The sequence below is a fragment of the Marinobacter sp. AC-23 genome, assembly GCF_001858325.1.
Classification (GTDB): Bacteria; Pseudomonadota; Gammaproteobacteria; order Pseudomonadales; family Oleiphilaceae; genus Marinobacter.
In genome coordinates this window covers 32,198-48,313 of sequence record NZ_MBPP01000046.1, presented here as the reverse complement: position 1 = coordinate 48,313, position 16,116 = coordinate 32,198, and the positions used below count along the sequence as shown (strand labels likewise).

16 protein-coding genes and 4 pseudogenes are annotated in these 16,116 nt (G+C 51.8%); 16 read left to right on the top strand and 4 right to left on the bottom strand.

Annotated features, from left to right (window positions below; genetic code table 11):
* Positions 1-169, bottom strand: a pseudogene (locus BCA33_RS22070) (IS110 family transposase); the annotation flags it as partial.
* 170 nt (positions 170-339) lie between these two features.
* Here BCA33_RS22070 and BCA33_RS15060 point away from each other — a divergent pair.
* The 8 genes and pseudogenes from BCA33_RS15060 (at position 340) to BCA33_RS15025 (ending at position 5,969) form a co-directional block, all read left to right on the top strand.
* On the top strand, positions 340-1,041 hold the full coding sequence (locus tag BCA33_RS15060) for a hypothetical protein (RefSeq protein WP_139173024.1): 702 nt from the start codon (positions 340-342) through the stop codon (positions 1,039-1,041).
* A gap of 131 nt (positions 1,042-1,172) precedes the next feature.
* Positions 1,173-1,854 (top strand): annotated as a pseudogene (locus tag BCA33_RS15055) (transposase); the annotation flags it as partial.
* A gap of 293 nt (positions 1,855-2,147) precedes the next feature.
* Complete coding sequence (locus BCA33_RS15050; RefSeq protein WP_071267115.1) at positions 2,148-2,366, top strand: DUF6500 family protein; 219 nt, start codon at positions 2,148-2,150, stop codon at positions 2,364-2,366.
* 197 nt (positions 2,367-2,563) lie between these two features.
* On the top strand, positions 2,564-3,046 hold the full coding sequence (locus BCA33_RS22065) for a PAAR domain-containing protein (protein ID WP_071267113.1): 483 nt from the start codon (positions 2,564-2,566) through the stop codon (positions 3,044-3,046).
* On the top strand, positions 2,986-4,098 hold the full coding sequence (locus BCA33_RS22060; protein ID WP_071267111.1) for a DUF2235 domain-containing protein: 1,113 nt from the start codon (positions 2,986-2,988) through the stop codon (positions 4,096-4,098). The genes BCA33_RS22065 and BCA33_RS22060 overlap by 61 nt, the downstream gene beginning before the upstream one ends.
* Complete coding sequence (locus BCA33_RS15035) at positions 4,064-4,444, top strand: hypothetical protein (RefSeq protein WP_071267109.1); 381 nt, start codon at positions 4,064-4,066, stop codon at positions 4,442-4,444. Before BCA33_RS22060 ends, BCA33_RS15035 begins: the two co-directional genes overlap by 35 nt.
* A 12-nt stretch (positions 4,445-4,456) precedes the next feature.
* Positions 4,457-5,074, top strand: coding sequence for a DUF2931 family protein (locus BCA33_RS15030; protein ID WP_071267107.1), 618 nt, complete (start codon positions 4,457-4,459; stop codon positions 5,072-5,074).
* Positions 5,075-5,216: 142 nt separating this feature from the next.
* Positions 5,217-5,969: an aspartate/glutamate racemase family protein gene (locus BCA33_RS15025; RefSeq protein ID WP_071267105.1), complete on the top strand. Its 753-nt coding sequence runs from the start codon at positions 5,217-5,219 to the stop codon at positions 5,967-5,969.
* A gap of 68 nt (positions 5,970-6,037) precedes the next feature.
* Here the strand turns inward: BCA33_RS15025 and BCA33_RS15020 are convergent, their stop codons facing one another.
* Positions 6,038-7,165: a zinc-binding dehydrogenase gene (locus tag BCA33_RS15020; protein ID WP_071267103.1), complete on the bottom strand. Its 1,128-nt coding sequence runs from the start codon at positions 7,163-7,165 to the stop codon at positions 6,038-6,040.
* Between the two features lie 193 nt (positions 7,166-7,358).
* Between BCA33_RS15020 and BCA33_RS15015 the strand changes: the two genes are divergently transcribed.
* The 8 genes and pseudogenes from BCA33_RS15015 (at position 7,359) to BCA33_RS14990 (ending at position 12,614) form a co-directional block, all read left to right on the top strand.
* Entirely contained in the window at positions 7,359-7,982 is a 624-nt protein-coding gene (locus BCA33_RS15015; RefSeq protein ID WP_071267128.1) for an FMN-binding negative transcriptional regulator, read from the top strand.
* Between the two features lie 19 nt (positions 7,983-8,001).
* Positions 8,002-8,232, top strand: a pseudogene (locus tag BCA33_RS19895) (DinB family protein); the annotation flags it as partial.
* A 5-nt stretch (positions 8,233-8,237) separates the two neighbouring features.
* Positions 8,238-8,654, top strand: coding sequence for a hypothetical protein (locus BCA33_RS15010; RefSeq protein WP_071267101.1), 417 nt, complete (start codon positions 8,238-8,240; stop codon positions 8,652-8,654).
* A 361-nt stretch (positions 8,655-9,015) separates the two neighbouring features.
* Positions 9,016-9,729: a DUF3892 domain-containing protein gene (locus BCA33_RS15005; RefSeq protein WP_071267099.1), complete on the top strand. Its 714-nt coding sequence runs from the start codon at positions 9,016-9,018 to the stop codon at positions 9,727-9,729.
* A gap of 576 nt (positions 9,730-10,305) precedes the next feature.
* Positions 10,306-10,479 (top strand): hypothetical protein, encoded by a 174-nt coding sequence (locus BCA33_RS22055; RefSeq protein WP_368087256.1) that lies wholly within the window; start codon positions 10,306-10,308, stop codon positions 10,477-10,479.
* A gap of 2 nt (positions 10,480-10,481) precedes the next feature.
* Positions 10,482-10,595 (top strand): DUF1929 domain-containing protein, encoded by a 114-nt coding sequence (locus BCA33_RS22050; RefSeq protein WP_254774455.1) that lies wholly within the window; start codon positions 10,482-10,484, stop codon positions 10,593-10,595.
* A gap of 363 nt (positions 10,596-10,958) precedes the next feature.
* The gene (locus BCA33_RS14995; RefSeq protein ID WP_083394779.1) at positions 10,959-11,972 is read left to right on the top strand and encodes a PEP-CTERM sorting domain-containing protein; all 1,014 of its coding nucleotides are present in this window, start codon (positions 10,959-10,961) and stop codon (positions 11,970-11,972) included.
* 204 nt (positions 11,973-12,176) lie between these two features.
* On the top strand, positions 12,177-12,614 hold the full coding sequence (locus BCA33_RS14990) for a LysE family translocator (RefSeq protein ID WP_254774454.1): 438 nt from the start codon (positions 12,177-12,179) through the stop codon (positions 12,612-12,614).
* A gap of 81 nt (positions 12,615-12,695) precedes the next feature.
* Here BCA33_RS14990 and BCA33_RS14985 read toward each other — a convergent pair.
* Together BCA33_RS14985 and BCA33_RS14980 are read right to left on the bottom strand one after the other, a co-directional pair.
* Positions 12,696-14,011: pseudogene (locus BCA33_RS14985) on the bottom strand (NAD-dependent succinate-semialdehyde dehydrogenase).
* Between the two features lie 312 nt (positions 14,012-14,323).
* Complete coding sequence (locus tag BCA33_RS14980) at positions 14,324-15,925, bottom strand: diguanylate cyclase (protein WP_254774452.1); 1,602 nt, start codon at positions 15,923-15,925, stop codon at positions 14,324-14,326.
* Positions 15,926-16,116 lie beyond the last annotated feature (191 nt).

Below are 16,116 nucleotides of genomic sequence, written 5' to 3'. Positions count from 1 at the left end.
CAAGGTCATCGCGAAAGGGTTCGAGCAGTGCTAGAAGCGGTTCCGGTCGGGCCTTGATTTCTTTGTGCAACAACACCTCGCCTTGCTGGTCGAGGATGCAGACGTACAGACTGCGAGCGTGCAGGTCGATTCCACAATAATGACGGTGAGTGCTATGGTAAAAGTTCATGAGTCTTCTCCCTTGTAGTGCTTGGTCGCCTTCCAGCTTAGCGGGTAACCGCTGTGCTGGGGAGAAGGCTCAATCAGTATCAAGTGCAGGCACGGCGACGCTACTACATTTCGCCTTCGGCTTCATTCCGCAGGCGCGCATGCTGCAAGCGTTAGCTTTACGAGGTTTTAGTGGATCTTTCAGTCTATTTAGATAAGTACAGAAGCGAACTTGTTGAATGGGGACTCTATGGGATGGGGTCGCTGGATTTTCCTTTTGATAACACTGGCGATCATTATCTAGATGCTGCAGAACGAGATCTGGATCACAACGACAACCAAGGTAATATCAATGCGTTAGCAAATGCAAAGCGCGCGATAGATGTTCAAATAGAGGCTCTTATCAAAGTGCTTGGGTTAAAGAAAGGATCTTCTTTCCCTGGGCGGGTCGAGAGACTTAAGGAAATTGGTATCGTTGCTCCACGAATTTTAAATAAAGTCAATAAAGTTCGAAATACCTTAGAACATGATTTTAAATCGCCAGAAAGAGCGTTTACTGAGGATGCTGTCGATGTTGCAACTCTATTCGTAAAGCTGACCAACGAGATATTTTTTGGGTTTTACGGGCAGGTTGAATACGAGCAAGCTTATGCCAGTCGTGGGCGTCGGCCGCACGAATTGGGCAAGACTGCGACTGGGCTGCGAATCACCTTTGAAGAGACCTACAGCGGTTTTCACGTTGAGGGCTATGTTGTGAACAAAAAGCCTGTCGACTATCAAGTTAAACCGGGTATGCCCGAGCATGTTCCGCTAATGAAGCTGTTTATAGGCTTAAGGAGCCCAGAAAAAGATCCCTTTGTTTTTCTTGATCAAGCGATAAAAGAAATTTGCTAACAAGTGGCTGTTGGCGGACGCACCTACGCTGTGCTCCGGTACGCCGCAAAGCTTCGCGTTGAGGCTGTAGAAAAACCCCGAAATCACGCTTCGGTTTGATAGGATTAGGCAAACAGACAAGGAGCCGTCAGATGCCCAAAGCTAGGCCCCGCTTCAGGCCCTATAACCACGATCAGGACACCCTTCTCGTGGTGAATTATAAAGAGCAGCTCCAGCCCGGCACCTTCGAACATGCCGTGCATTGCCTGATTCAACACAAGCTGGATCTGTCGGTCTTTTATCCGAGGTACCGCAACAAGGACACGGGCCGACGGGCCTATGATCCAGCCATCCTGTTGCCTGTCATTTTGTTTGCCTATTCCCGTGGCATTACCTCTAGCCGGGAAATCCAGTGGTGCTGTGAGACCAATGTCATCTTCAAAGCGCTGTCCTGCGACACGGTTCCCCATTTCACCACCCTGGCCAAGTTCGTCAGCAGCCATGCTGATGAGATTGAGGAGCTGTTCGAACAGGTGCTGCTGGTCTGTGACGAACAGGGCATGCTGGGCCACGAACTGTTTGCCATCGACGGTTGCAAGATGTCCTCCAATGCCGCCAAGGAATGGTCTGGAACCTTTAAAGAGCTGGAGGAGAAACGCCAGAAGCTCAAACGACTCATCCGCCACCATCTGAAAGAACACCACGAACGGGACGAGGCGGAAACCGAGGCCGAGCTGGACCGGGATATCCGCCGGGCAAAGACGGTTCTCTCTCTGGACGAGTTTGCATAAAGTGGATCGCTTCCTAAAGACGAACAGCCCAAGGATGGGCCAGTGGCAGTTGTACTGCTTGGTACACAACATTGAGAAACTGGCGAACTATGGGCGGATGGCGGAATGATCCGTGGAAAGAAAACCACTCCGGAAGCCCTCGGGGGCATGATTCCTGGGAGTCGAAATGCAGAAATACAGAGGTTGGCGGCTAAAACAACCGCCTAATCCAACAATGGGATATTGCCGGCAGAATCGCCGGCTGAAAATAATAAAACGAAGGCGGTGGAATGCTGGCTCAGTTTTGAGTTTTTCTATAGCCTTGTTATGTGATCAACCCAAAATAGGAATTCTGCTTTGCGGAAAGAGCTTAGAGAAAAGATTGTTGAAGTATGCGATCTAAAAATAGAGCAGAAAGGAGCGGGAGTAGGGCTATCGTTTTACGCATTTTTCAAAAATAGAAACGATCAGCCGGAGGTTCTCATGGAAGCGGCTCGGTGGTGGATTGAAACACACAAACTGGATCACTTCGAAAAAGCGGTAAAGGTCAGAGATATGGTTAAATCCGGTGTTTAGCCTGGCCTTCAAATCACATAACAATCGGCTGTTGTCGCCCCTTCGGGGCTGGGACGGCCTTTCCGCCGCTTCGCAGCTACAAGCCCGCCCCAAAGCCGGGCGTTATGTGGTGCCAGCCATGCTACACTCACGTGTTTTGGATAATGTTTAATCACGGGTAGCCAGGAAGCTACTTTTTACTGAAAGGAACTCTGAACATGAGCAATCTGATTGCCGCCTGCGTTGGCGATATGCACGTTTGCCCGATCAAAGGGCACGGCTCCTCTCCCATTATGCCAAACGGCTCCAGCATCCTTGTTGAAGGTAAACCCATTGCCCGGGTGGGCGATGTTACCGGTTGCGGTGCCGTCATTACCCAAGGCTATCCTTTGGCGTTGGCCGATGGTATGCCCGTGGCGCACCTTGGTAGCCCCACCAGTCATGGTGGTTCCATTGTCAGCGGTAATCAACGAGTAATACTGGGTGTTGCCACAACCACCGCACCCGTGGTGGATTTTGCCATGGCAGGGGCACTGGATGACGAAGGCCAGCTTACCCCGGCCGCCAAAGAGTTGCTGGACAAAGATCCACAAGAGTTTGTTCGCAAAGCTGCGCAGAAAGGCGCGTTGATTGATGAAGCTTGCCTGAGAAGTCACCGGATAACTCGCCCGAAGAAGAGGGGCGTCCTAAAGTCCGCGTAGAGGCTGGCATCTTTTTCGATGGTACAGGTAATAACCGTGGCAACACCCGTGCTTACCAGCAGGAACTTGATAAGTGTCTGACAGCCAATGCCGCCGGAGCCATATCAGAAGAAGAGTGCAGTAATGAACTCTCGCAGGTGATGGAAGGCAGTTACCTCAATGCCGAAACGAATGTTTCGAAACTGGAGACGCTTTACTTCAAGAACACTATAGAGCAAGACGGTACTCCAACCCACCGGCTGTCTGTTTATGTTTCAGGAGTGGGTACCAAGTTCGGTGAGCCTGACGATGGTTTGAGTATGGGTTTAGGCTTGGGGGAGCAAGGCGTCCTCAGGAAGATTGACGAAGGCGCTGAGCGACTCACCTTTGAGATTGCCAACCGTGTCAATGATTCCATTGACGAGTTGATCATCGATGCATTCGGATTTAGTCGGGGCGCGGCAACAGCACGGCATTTCGTAAGCCGGGAGGTTTATGACACAACGGGCTCTTTATACGGAGAGTACAAAGGGGCACTGGTCAGAGCTTTCGAGCGAGAAGGCATCCCATGGCCCAAGAAAGTGACGGTTCGGTTCCTGGGGTTGTTCGATACCGTTGCCGGCGTAGCCGATGTGGGCAATCTGGATTTTTCCGCGCACGACGGAAAAACGGGGCGTATCAACGTCAACGTAAAACCAGAGCATGTCCAGCGAGCCGTCCAGTTTGTTGCCCGTGATGAGCGCCGGCACAATTTCTCGTTAAACAGCCTTCGGGATGAGACAGGCAACTTGCCTGAGCATTTCAGCGAGTGGGTTCTGCCGGGTGCTCATTCGGATATTGGTGGCGGGTATCCAGAGCGGTTTCACGAGCGAATTGAAGTTCGCCTTCCGGAGGTGATCACTGGTAAAGACCGTCGGAATCCCGAGGCCAGTTTTGAGTTTTCCCGCATGCTGCAGCAGCGAGCCCTGATCAAGGCTGAGGCTGGATCGGTTCCCTCAATCCATTGGCCAGCCTGGAGATCGAACAGAAGCGCTTCCCATGCTACCCACTCAGCCGAGCCTGAGCGGAAATAATGTTGCTTTGCACCTCTGGCTTGATCGGGAGGTTCGGGGCGAATACTCCAGAATACCCTTGTACCTTATTCACAAGCTGGCTGTTGATGTCGGTGTGCCTTTCCAGTCCATCAACCCCGAGGTGAAAGGCTTTTCAATACCGCAAGAACTTGTAACCGTTGCCAGAAACCTCGCAGCTTACATCTGGCACGGCCAAGATTTGCGGCTGTCTCCTGAATCCAAAGCCTTGCTCAAGCAACGGTACATTCATCATTCTGATCATTATCTGGAAATGGGGCCGCTTTACCCGTTCAGGCCTGCGAAAAATGGCCGTCGGGCTGTTCACCCGAATAAAACCAGTGAATAAATGGAGACTTCTATGAGTATCAAGGCTTGGATGATCAGTCTCTGTATTCTGTTACTGGTCGGGTGTTCGGAACCAACAGAACCAGAGGGGCCAAGGCACGGCCCCAACAGCACATATCGCAACATTAATGTCGTAGCACCGAAACACTACGATGTTTGGGTGGATAAGTTTTTTGTTGAATCCTTGTCCGAGGACATTGGCTGGCGGGCGCCTATTGGGATTGTATCCTGTTGCTGGAAAAAGGCACACGGGGCTTCGGCTGAATGGCAAACGATGCCGGAAGTCTTCCTTATCCGCTGGTTTTCGTTTGCAGAGCAACAATCCTATGAGGCCCTGATCCGACTGGAAAACCCGGACGAGATCGAGGAAAAGATGAAGGAGGTTGCCGCATTCGAGCGCTTTGGCGAGATGGTGGAACGCCCGCGCTACAACCTTGTTCTTGGCTTGGCTCCAGGGGGAACGGTTGTGGTGTGGATAATGAACCGGGGTGAGAATGCTATCGAAGTTGGTCGCTTTAAAGCCAAACCGTATGACAACCAAGAATCAGATTACACTCAGTGGGTCAATGAGTATCTCGAGAGAGAGGGTGATTACCTCAAAGAGAACGGGGTGAAGCTTGATAGCTGGTAAGGGTGTGGGCCGGAAACCTAAGGAGTTAGTCACCACATAACCATGCCATGCACCGGATGCCAAAACCTCCGCTTCGCTGCGTTTTTGTCACCGGTGATGGCTGGCGTTATCTGTAAGAAGTACCCACCACATGGAGGTATCTATGCACATTGGACTGATCGGCGGTATCGGACCGGCCGCAACAGAGTTCTATTATCGTAACTTAGTGAAAGCTGATCAGGCATCAGACGATGATAGTCGCTTGGAGCTGACGATTTGCCATGCGCAAGCGAGCGATTTGATACGCAACATTCAGGCTGGGGACGTCGATGAACAGGTGGGAATTTTTGAGGTACTGGCTAATCGCTTGAGCGCGGCTGGTGCCAACGCATTGGCAGTGACGTCAATAGCTGGACATTTTTGCATTTCCGAACTGGCGAAAGTGTCACCGATTCCTATTATTGATGCGTTGTCTGGACTGGAACGCGCGTTAATTCAAAACGGCTACACCAGAGTGGGCATATTAGGCAACAAGGTGGTCATGGAGACACGGCTGTTCGATAGCTTTCGAGAGACCGAAATTGTTGTTCCGCCTGGCGATAGTCTAAACAAGGTTCACGAAGCGTACATGAGCATTGCTGTTTCTGGTGTTGTCAGCAAAGACCAAAGAGAAACTATATTCCAGGCTGGCAAGAAGATGTGCGACGAACAAGGGGCTCAAGCGATTGTTCTTGCTGGTACAGATCTTTTCGTGGCCTTCGACGGGTATGAATGCGGATTCAAATACGTCGACAGTGCCTTGGTCCACATCGATGCAATCCACCGAGCATCAGTGGAAAACTCAGATAACCAGTACGGTCAAGGGAAGCTCCTGACGTCGCGCCCCCCTGCCGTTGGCGTTAAACAGCACGAATAGAGATTCAGGCTGCTGGAGTCATTCTAATTCCAGCAGCCTGAGATAGCCTTGCAACCACACATCAAACGTTAGCTCTGTGGTTTGATCAGGAACTTCTCTCCGGTAGCCTGTTTACCGTAAACCGCGATCGCATCCAGTTGTAGAGCATCAGCCAGGGATACTTCGTGAGTGTAGTGGCTGGCGAACGTGGTTTTGATCTCGGCGGCTATGCGTTTGCGCATGGCGATGGTGGTTTCCTTGCTCAGTTTTCCTAATGCATTAAACAATAAAAAGCCGTTCACACCCCAGGCAAAACCAAAGCTGCGGTTTAGCGTGATGGGGCCGCGATCAAGCCCGCCATAAATATAAACCTGTTTATAGATGTCAGATCCATACACGCTGTATTCAGTGATGTTGCGAGATACGGCGGCTTCCATGCAGGTGAGAATGTCACTGGCCAATTTACCGCCACCAATAGGGTCGAACGCGATGGTCGCGCCGGTTTCGATCAGTGCTTGGGTCAGGTCTGCCATAAAGCTGTCGCTACTGGAGTTAACCACGTATTTGGCACCCAATTCGCGCAGCAATGTTTCCTGTTCTGGCTTGCGGACGATATTGACCAGGTCGATGCCGTCGGCGATGCAGATGCGGTTGAGCATTTGTCCGAGGTTAGAGGCGGCGGCAGCGTGAACGATAGCCTTGTGACCTTCAGCGCGCATGGTTTCGACCATGGTTAATGCCGTCAGCGGATTAACAAAGCTTGAAGCGCCTTCGGCCGCAGTCGTACCCGGCTCCAGTTCCAGACAGCTTTGCACCTTGGCACAGAGATATTGGCGGTAGCTACCACCGCCAATTACCGCAACGGTTTTGCCCATCAAGCTTTGCGCAGCGGCTGATGAGCCCGCAGCTACCACTGTACCAGCCCCTTCGTTGCCTACGGGTATAGCCTTGCCAACCCGCTTTTTAACGGCACCCATGAACTTGGCCGGGACATCGGCACTGATGATCGGGCGATCGGCACTACCGGATTGGCTGGCAGTCGTCATATCGGCCGCGCTGAACATCACTCCCAGGTCAGACGGGTTAATAGGGGCGGCTTCGATGCGGATGACCACTTCGTTTTCGCCGGGCTCGGGGATCTCGATCTCGCGCAGGGCAAGTTCCAGTTTGTTGTCTTCGCTAATGGTGGAAATAAGTTCGATGTTGGTGTCCGACATTTTTTTCTCCTGAAAAAGTTAGGTCGTCTGTCACTTCGCTAATGGCACGGACAATGAGCAGATGGGTGGGACAGATGCCAATCGCGCCAGATTTGGAAGCTTTAATTCGAAATGCCAAATCCGGTGCATAACCATGCTGGCTTGCATTATGCTGCATAAGCAAGCCCCCTCTCCACGAAGAGCCACAACTAAAATGCTAGTCCCAAGCCATTTCAAAGAAGAAAACCAGGAAAAGCTCCAGCAATACATCAAGGACTACAGCTTTGGTGTACTGGTGGTTGCAGACAGCGATGGTATCGACGCAAACCACCTCCCCTTCCACTTCAGCGTGAGCGCAAGCAATCCCCTCGGCACACTGAGGTGTCATGTTGCGCGGGCGAACCCTGTTTGGCAGCGCATTGAAAATGGCGCTTCGGTGCTTGCGATTTTTCAGGGGCCAGATGCGTACGTTTCTCCCTCTTGGTATGAAACCAAGGCGGAGACGGGGCGAGTTGTTCCAACCTGGAACTATGTGGCGGTTCATGCCCAGGGCAAAGCGGTTATCGTTCAGGAAGCTGACTGGCTGATGGATCACCTCCATCAGCTAACAGATCAGCACGAATCCAACCGGGAGAATCCGTGGTCGGTTGATGATGCACCTGCCGAATTCACCAGTCGCTTGGTAAACGCCATTGTCGGTATCGAGATTCAAGTTGAATCCCTTACCGGAAAGGTTAAGGCTAGCCAAAATCATCCAGAGCGTAATCGAGCGGGTGTTAAGGCCGGGCTGGCAGCTGGCTCTGCTAGTGAGCAGGCCATGTCGGCATTTATCAGATAACAATTCGCGACTTTCAGGCGATCTGGATTTCGTTCTCAGCTACCACAACACCAAAGGTATTCCGGCCAACAATCGGTATTCGAGTCTGGTTCTTCATTTTTTTAACCATCAGACTCACCACCGTGGACAAGTGTCTACACTGATCTCACAAGCAGGCGTTAATATTGGGGTGGGATGTTTCCCCATACACAGCGAAAGCGTAGGTTTTACCGGGAGAATAGTAATCTCAATGCACATTATAAAAGGATGATAGGTATGATTTTCTTTGATGCTGCCCGTTGGCGGGGCGCTACCATTGTGGTGGCATTGTGCGGGTCGCTGGCCAGCTGCGCGGCTCTTTCGCCTGCGCCGAATTTGACCTCCGATGAAAAGAAAGCCCTCAGTACCAGCCTGAACGAGAAATACAAGGCGTATCAGGATTGCATGGCCAGTGAATCCGATCGCTTCAGCCATATCACATCGGCACCACCTTCAGATATCGCCAAGGGCGCCCAAGCGGGCTGTGAAGCTGCTTTCCGGAGTTATCATCAGGCCGTGACCAAACAGTTTACGGCCTTTGTTTCAAGCGCCGGCCAGGCAGAAGCCCGAAGCCAGGCTGAGCAGCATGCCAGCGATGCAAAAGATCGCACCTGGAGTCATGTCATCCAACGGGTTCTGATCCAAAGACAATAAGCCAGAGAGCGTGCAGAGTTGGCCAACGCGCCCGAGCAAGAGCAAAGTCTAGGTGGCTGTAGCTGGCCATAATAGAGATGCGGTTGAGCTCGTTCGAACTACCTCTCGGCGGTTTAACGGGCCGCTGGTTGCTGGGGTATTATTACTACATACGCAACTTTGATGGTTCCGTACTATCCTTAAGATTAGTGGCGACGCTCGCTCAGCCGTATGCAGAAAACCCTGCTGCAAGCTGAGATCAAGAATTTTTTCTCATCACAACTGTTCTAACGCACCAAGGAAGTTTACAGACACTCAGCAAGCGAGATAAAGGGAACCGTCGCTCAACCAAACGAGCTTTTTGGTAAGCGAGGCTAACCTGATGGCTGACCGCACTGTTACTCATACTGCACGCAACACTCACGGCGACATCGTTGCCATTGGAAATCCGCAATCCGACTGGCATCAACGCCGTGTCGAGTGGGCCATCAGTGACATAGTGGCGCACCGGCACGAGTATTTTGTCTCCGGCAACTCAGGCCCAATCCGGATTGGAATCGTCAACGACTCCGACGGGCCCTACTTGCGAACGTTCCCCGACTCGACCGGGGAGAATAACCTCGACGAGTTGCCTGTTCTTGATCTTCGGCCCTGGGAAGTGGCATTCGACCACGCGGAGATACTCGCAGTCCACGCCGCGCTGGTGCCACACGGCACACTTGGGCAAGTCTTGTTGCTAGGAGGTAACGAGCACGATCCAGCGAACGCTGACAACCCCTTGGGCTTTTTCAACACTCGCGTGTACGATGTTGCCACTAACCAGATCATCGCCGTCAACTCGCCAAACTCTGATGTGTTCTGTTGCGATCACGCCTTCCTGCCTGACGGACGTCTCATAGTCGGTGGTGGCAGTTCCGGATGGAATCCACCAGAGCATCATGAAAATGCCCACGAAAATGCTCAGGATCACTGGAGCGGGGCAACACATACAGCTATTTGTACTACCCCCGATTGTTCGTCGTACCCGGCGGCGACGTGTTCATGGCATCACCTGATAATGAGCAGTGTGGCTTCTACGATCCAGCCACCGGGATAGTGCGCGACATTGAAATTGCGGCGCCACCCCACGGAACTCAGTTTAGAGAAACCAATCACACAGCTGTCCTGCTCCCGCTGCTTCCCGGAAATGACTACCGCCCGACAGTTCTCTTTCTGGGCATGGACGGAGCACACCGCATCACACTCAATCCAGACAACCTGGATCCTCCACCGGTTTGGCAGCCGACAAGCGTACCGAGACCACTGCAAATCAGCCAACCGCTTCGGCGGCACAGTACCGCAACGATTCTCCCGACCGGCGACGTTCTTTTTTCGGGCGGAATAAATCACCCAGCCATCAACGGCCTTCCTGATGAAGATGCCGTGCTCCACGGTGAAATTTACCACCCTGCTTCGATTGGAGCGCCAACGAAATCGACTCAAGCCAGGAAGACTGGACCACTACAAGGCCCGCAAGTGTTCCCCGAAATTATCACTCGGTGGCACTTCTGTTGCCGAATGGTCGGGTTTTGACAGCAGGTTCGAATCTCGACGGGCAAGCGGGCGGTAACAGTGTTAAAGAATACCGAATCGAGATCTTCTGCCTGATTACGACACCGACACGAATCGCCCCGTGATCTTTCAGGCGCCAGATTCTTTGAGCTACGGTGACTCCTTCCAGATCAACGCGTCTCCGGCAGATCGAATTGAGCGGGTAGCCCTCATGCGTTGCGGATCGGCAACCCATGCCTGGATGGTGATCAGCGCTATGTCGGCCTGTCGTTCACCAACACCAATAACGGAGTGATTATGGCCACCGCTCCACCCGACGGCAGCATCGCACCACCGGGGCCGTATATGATCTGGGTGATTGACGACCGCAACCGGCCCTGTGTTCTGGCACCCTTCGTAATTCTCAATTAAGGCGTCAATATTTAATACGTAGTATAAATATACAAGTAAAACTAATTGACGTTAAATAAAATCAAGATCAAACAAAATTTTTCCAACAGCTATAAACCGAAAATGACGAGAATTCGAACACCGAAAGCCAGAAAACGCTATATATAATAGTTAGTTATATTTTGTATATTTTATAACATAGTCATATATACAAATTTATTTCACCCATGGCACTAATTACGTCGGGAAATTTTACAACTTTGTTCTGTTAACGAAATTACGATCAAAGTAAACCAGGCTAGATCACTGAGTTTTAATGCGCTGCCCGTAGCTGGTGTGATTCATGCAGTTTATTGAGTGCACACAGCTTCAGGTGAAACCAATATGAGACTAATTATACGCATATTTACAGCACTTATAACGATGTTATGGTTCAGTGCGAGTATCGCTCTTCCTATCAATGCTAATAGCGGTGTCTCGCTTTACCACGACATGATTATTGCGACTGGCGGACAACTTCCTGTAGGTCTTGAATCACGCACTAATCCTCCAAATCTTAGTCGTTCGGCTAGCAGTGAACTACAGGCACCCGATGCTGTAGATTTTAATGATACAGATACGGTGATAAACGGCTTAGGGCCGGATACGCCTTCGATTTTTTCAGCGATTAGCACCGATACACGCAATGCTGGTACAGAAGGGTCATTTGCCAGCAATAATACCCAATTATATCAAATAGTAGAGACAGAAATAGTCCCTGATGGGACTAATGACATCTCTGAACGAGGTATATGGGGTAATGGCCAGGCGCAAGCATCTCTTAGCACAGAATTATATGATACTCAGGGAATTTCGGATGCATCTTTTGAACGAGCTTTTACCTTTTCAAACCAAAATCTCTTTGCGTTAACCTTTGGTATTGAAGGTAACTTTGAGATGGATTTGTTTGCTACTGCCAATGGTGAAAATAGCTTTGCAAAGACATTTGCTCAAGTGGATATGTTTTTTAGTTCTCAAAGTTCGCTGGATATCGTGTTTGCGGACACCTCGCTCTATGTCAACAATCAAAACGAGGTGGGTGATAATGCGCTGTTTTACCTTCAGCGAGAAACCGATGTTGCCAATACTGGCCACTTGAGTCTTACGGGCGGCGCAAGTGCTACAGGCACCAACATCGGCGGCCTTACTCAAGCTTTTGGCAGCAGTACTATGTCCTACGTATTGGGTATTACGCTGTTACCGGGCGAAGAAATCACTATGTCGCATATAGTCACGTATTCTAACTTGGCGACGATTGGAGAGGGTACAGTGAAGGTACCTGAACCTTCAGGTGGCCTATTAATGCTTTTCGCGTTTGGCTTGCTAGTGTTTAGAAGGCAGCGCAGGTTTGGTAGTTAATTTTACAACAGCCTCGTTATGCAGGAAAAAAATTGAGTCTATCGATCTCCTATTCCGTTGAAAACGCGGGCTGAGTACGCGTTTCCCTTGGAGCATTAGTTCAGTGATACTGGAGCGGCATTCCAAGCACACTTTGGCACAGTAAGAAAAAGCCAACGGTCTTGAGGCGCGACGTTCATAGTTGCCGCCATATCCGCGAGCAGTTTGGGCCTGTTGCTGACGACATCGGCAATAGCGTTTAGTGTACTCAAGCTCATTGGCGCTGCCTATTTGATCTATTTAGGTCTTAAGCTTTGGTTTTCCTCCGTTCCTGACGTTACACGCAAGGCCGCCTCTCCTAAGCATGTTGGGCTTCAGTTTGCGGAGGGCTTTACGCTTCAGTTAACAAATCCGAAGGCGGTATTTTTTTTCATGGCGGTGTTTCCACAGTTCATCGACTTATCGTCGTCTTACCTAACCCAGTTCGGGTTGCTGGTAACAACGTACAGCAGTCTTGTTGTTGCGATTCATCTGATTTATGCGCGATCTGCGGGATTAGCAAGGGGATGGCTCAGTAGCAGGAAAGGGGGGCGTATCGTCAACCGTCTGAGCGGTGGCAGTTTCATTTGTTTTGGTGTCGGCCTCGCCTCGGCGAGCAAATGACAGAAGAAAGCTTGAAGGCTATGTTGAGAGTGGGCCTGGGTAACATGGCGTTACCCAGGCCCAGTGCTGGCTATACTTGCATCAGGACTCGCTCACCATAACAGACTTCACATTCACAAATTCGTGCATGCCAAAGCCGCCATGTTCGCGGCCATAACCGCTCTGCTTTACCCCACCAAATGGCAGGTTAGGCTGGGCCAGATTATAGCCATTGATATTGACCATACCTGTGTCAAATTCATCCCGAGCCAGGCGCAGCGCCTCGTCTTCGTCGGCGCTAAAGATGCCTCCGCCCAGGCCATAAATGGAGTCATTTGCAACTCGCATAGCCTCGGCTGCATCCTTTACTTTGATCAGCGCAGCCACCGGTCCAAACAGCTCATCGTCATACGCTGCTGCCCGGGCGCCACGTTTTCCAGTACCGTGGGTGGGTAGAAGTAACCTTTGCCCTCGGGGATTTCACCACCCAAAGAACAGGTAGCGCCGGCCTCGATCGACTTGCGAACCTGCTCATGCAGGCCATCTCTTAGGTCTTCGCGAGCCATGGGGCCCATTTTGGTATCACTGTTCGTGGGATCACCAAAAGAGAGCTTCTTCATTTCAGCCAGGCAGGCATCCCTGAACTCCTCATACACGGGCTCTTCAATAATAAAGCGCTTCGCAGCCACGCAGGTCTGGCCCGCATTGTAAGTTCGGCCCTGAACGCAGATCTTCGCGGCCTTCTTGATGTCGGCATCTGCCAGTACCAGATAGGCATCGTTGCTGCCCAGTTCCAGCACGGTTTTCTTCAGCACTTTAGCTGCTCGCTGTGCCACTGTCCGGCCAGCGTTGGGGCTACCCGTCAGCGTAACGCCACGCACCAGCTTGTGCTCGATAACGGCGTCTGATACCTCATGGTCAATTAGCAGCGTGCGGAAGGCGTGTTCCGGCATGCCGGCATCGCGGTAAAGTTTTTCAACTTCCAGAGCCATGCCCCATACATTGTTGGCATGTTTCAATAGCACGGTGTTACCCGCCATGAGGTTGGCGGCGCTGTAGCGGATAACCTGGTAAAGCGGAAAGTTCCACGGCTGTATGCCGTAAATCACGCCTTGAGGCTGATAGGAAACCACAGCACGGCCGCCCGCCAGCTCTCTTGTTTCGTCCGCCAGTTCCGTGGGGCCCTGTTCTGCAGTGTACTCACAAATCGCCGCGCACAATTCGCATTCCTGTTTGCCCTCTGCCAGGGTTTTGCCCATTTCCCGGGTCATCAGTGCGGCGTAGTCATCCTGGCGCTCACGAATCAGGGCAGCGGTTTTGCGCAGAATATTCGCGCGCTCTTCAAACCCGGTTTTGCGCCAGTTAAGAAACGCATGATGAGTCTGCTCAATGATGCCCTCTGCTTCTTGTCTGGACATCATGGTATAGGTTTCAAGAACTTCTTCTGTGGCAGGATTGATTGTCTTATGAGTGTTCGACATCAGTTTGCCTCCTGGATGATTAATGACAGTTGAACCTGTATTTGTTCGACCGTCATCGAATGATATTACCCAATCAACGTAACATGGCCGGCTGACCTTAAGGGCGAAGGTTACGTAACCGTATAACTCGGTAGCGACCAGCGCTGAGATGCTGAAAGGCGCGATACCGAACGCGCGCCTGGAATGGGTCAACGCGGCGTACTGGATAACCGGAAAAAGCACAACAAACGGTTCTCGTTCTTTCCCGGCTCAGGCGGCGTCCGAGGTGCGACCGGTGGAAATCTGATTGCGCCCCTGAATCTTGGCCTGGTATAGCTCTTCGTCCGCCTTGGAAATAGCGTGCTCCAGGGTGACATGTTGAGCGTGGCGGCTGGCGACACCGACACTGATGGTGCATCGAATCATTCTGCCGCAATCATTGACCACCAATTGCTCGATATTGTGGCGGAAACGCTCTGCCACTTTGAGGGCTTCGGCCTCGTCTGTTTCCGGCAACAAAAGAGTGAATTCTTCACCACCCCAGCGGGCCAGAAGGTCGCCTTTGCGCCGGGACTTATCAAGCTCGTCGGCAATTTTCTTCAATATCCTGTCGCCAGCGGCATGGCCATATTGGTCGTTGATGCTCTTGAAATGGTCAATATCGATCATAGCCACACACATGTTGCTGTCGTTGCGCGTGATCAAACTCCACAGTGATTCGGCGGCAGGCAGAAAACCACGACGATTGTTGAGGCCCGTCAGCAGATCGATCTGGGCCGTCCGCTCGGCTGTCACCCGGGCTACTTTGTTTTTACGGGCCAGATCGGCCAGCGCCAACATCAACAGCATGGCATCCACTACCATGCCGATGTCCACGGCATAGTAGCCAAGCTGGGAATAAGTAATCATGCCGTTTACCGTCAAGGCCGTAACAGAGGCACCAATAACGGAAGCCAGTGTGCCTAGCATGAAATAGCGTGCGGATTGGTTGCCTGCCATCCAGCTCGACACGCCCATGTAGAGCATCAGTACCGTGAATACCTGCACAACCAGGAATGCCAGTTGTAGCGCCAGGCCCTGTTCGTCTAAAGCGAAAAAGGCACCAAAGAGCGCGAAATAAGCCACACCGATTGTCTGGATGGTTCTGTGGAGCCGTGGTCGGTGGCGTCGGGTCTTTAGAAAACTCGTGGCAAAGGCCAAGCCAGCGCTGACGAAACACAGCATGAACAAGGGTGGCGCCCACTGCTGCCAGCCCACGGCATCGGGCCATAGCAGGGCCATGCCGATACCATTGTAGGACGCCGCCACGGCCACGAAACTGCCCGTGTAGAGTGAGTAGAACAGATAACGCCGCTTCCGAAAGCCGGCAAACAGCATCAGGTTGTAGGCAGACAGCGCAAACATAACGCCGTAGACGAAGCTGTAGAAGATCGCCTCTGACTGCTCTCGATTATGGCTGACGGCAATGCTTGAAAAGTAGAGTGGCACCACCATTGGGTCTGCGGTCTCAACGCGCAGCAATAAACGTGTCTCGCCGGGTGGGAACGGATAATCGGCACTGGGTATGCGTTTGGCGATTGAACGATGCCCCAGCGCGATACGATCACCGCTTACAAAGTGCTGTGGCAACTGGCCTTCGGTTATGAGAAAGAAATCGACCCTTTCCAGCCAGCCTGTTCCGACGGACACGCGCCGCAAAATGGGGTCGTCGGTGGGATTGAAAACATTCGCCACCAGCCATATCGCACCGGAATTGATGCCATTGGTTAACACGCAGGTCTCAGGGTGCGTTAGGGCGACCGGATTAGCACGAACCAGAGACTGAACGTCGTCAACGGAGAGCGTTTCTCCTTGTTCAACGAGATATGCCACTCGATCGGTCATTGCGCCTGGTAGTCGGCTCGAGCGTCAATGCGGGGCAATGCTCCGTAGTCGTGTGCTGGTTCAGCCAGGGCGCACGTTGTCAGGTTCAGAATGGTCAGAAGGAAAAAGAGGAACCAATGCCGTTGCACTTGATTAAATTTCCGTGAATATTTTGCATAGGTTATAGGCAAACCTGCGAC

Coding starts and splice junctions, on each gene's coding strand:
- BCA33_RS22065 (WP_071267113.1), top strand. CDS start 2,564: ATGAGCAATCTGATTGCCGCCTGCGTTGGCGATATGCACGTTTGCCCG.
- BCA33_RS15035 (WP_071267109.1), top strand. CDS start 4,064: ATGCTACCCACTCAGCCGAGCCTGAGCGGAAATAATGTTGCTTTGCAC.
- BCA33_RS15030 (WP_071267107.1), top strand. CDS start 4,457: ATGAGTATCAAGGCTTGGATGATCAGTCTCTGTATTCTGTTACTGGTC.
- BCA33_RS15025 (WP_071267105.1), top strand. CDS start 5,217: ATGCACATTGGACTGATCGGCGGTATCGGACCGGCCGCAACAGAGTTC.
- BCA33_RS15020 (WP_071267103.1), bottom strand. CDS start 7,165: ATGTCGGACACCAACATCGAACTTATTTCCACCATTAGCGAAGACAAC.
- BCA33_RS15015 (WP_071267128.1), top strand. CDS start 7,359: ATGCTAGTCCCAAGCCATTTCAAAGAAGAAAACCAGGAAAAGCTCCAG.
- BCA33_RS15010 (WP_071267101.1), top strand. CDS start 8,238: ATGATTTTCTTTGATGCTGCCCGTTGGCGGGGCGCTACCATTGTGGTG.
- BCA33_RS15005 (WP_071267099.1), top strand. CDS start 9,016: ATGGCTGACCGCACTGTTACTCATACTGCACGCAACACTCACGGCGAC.
- BCA33_RS22050 (WP_254774455.1), top strand. CDS start 10,482: ATGGCCACCGCTCCACCCGACGGCAGCATCGCACCACCGGGGCCGTAT.
- BCA33_RS14995 (WP_083394779.1), top strand. CDS start 10,959: ATGAGACTAATTATACGCATATTTACAGCACTTATAACGATGTTATGG.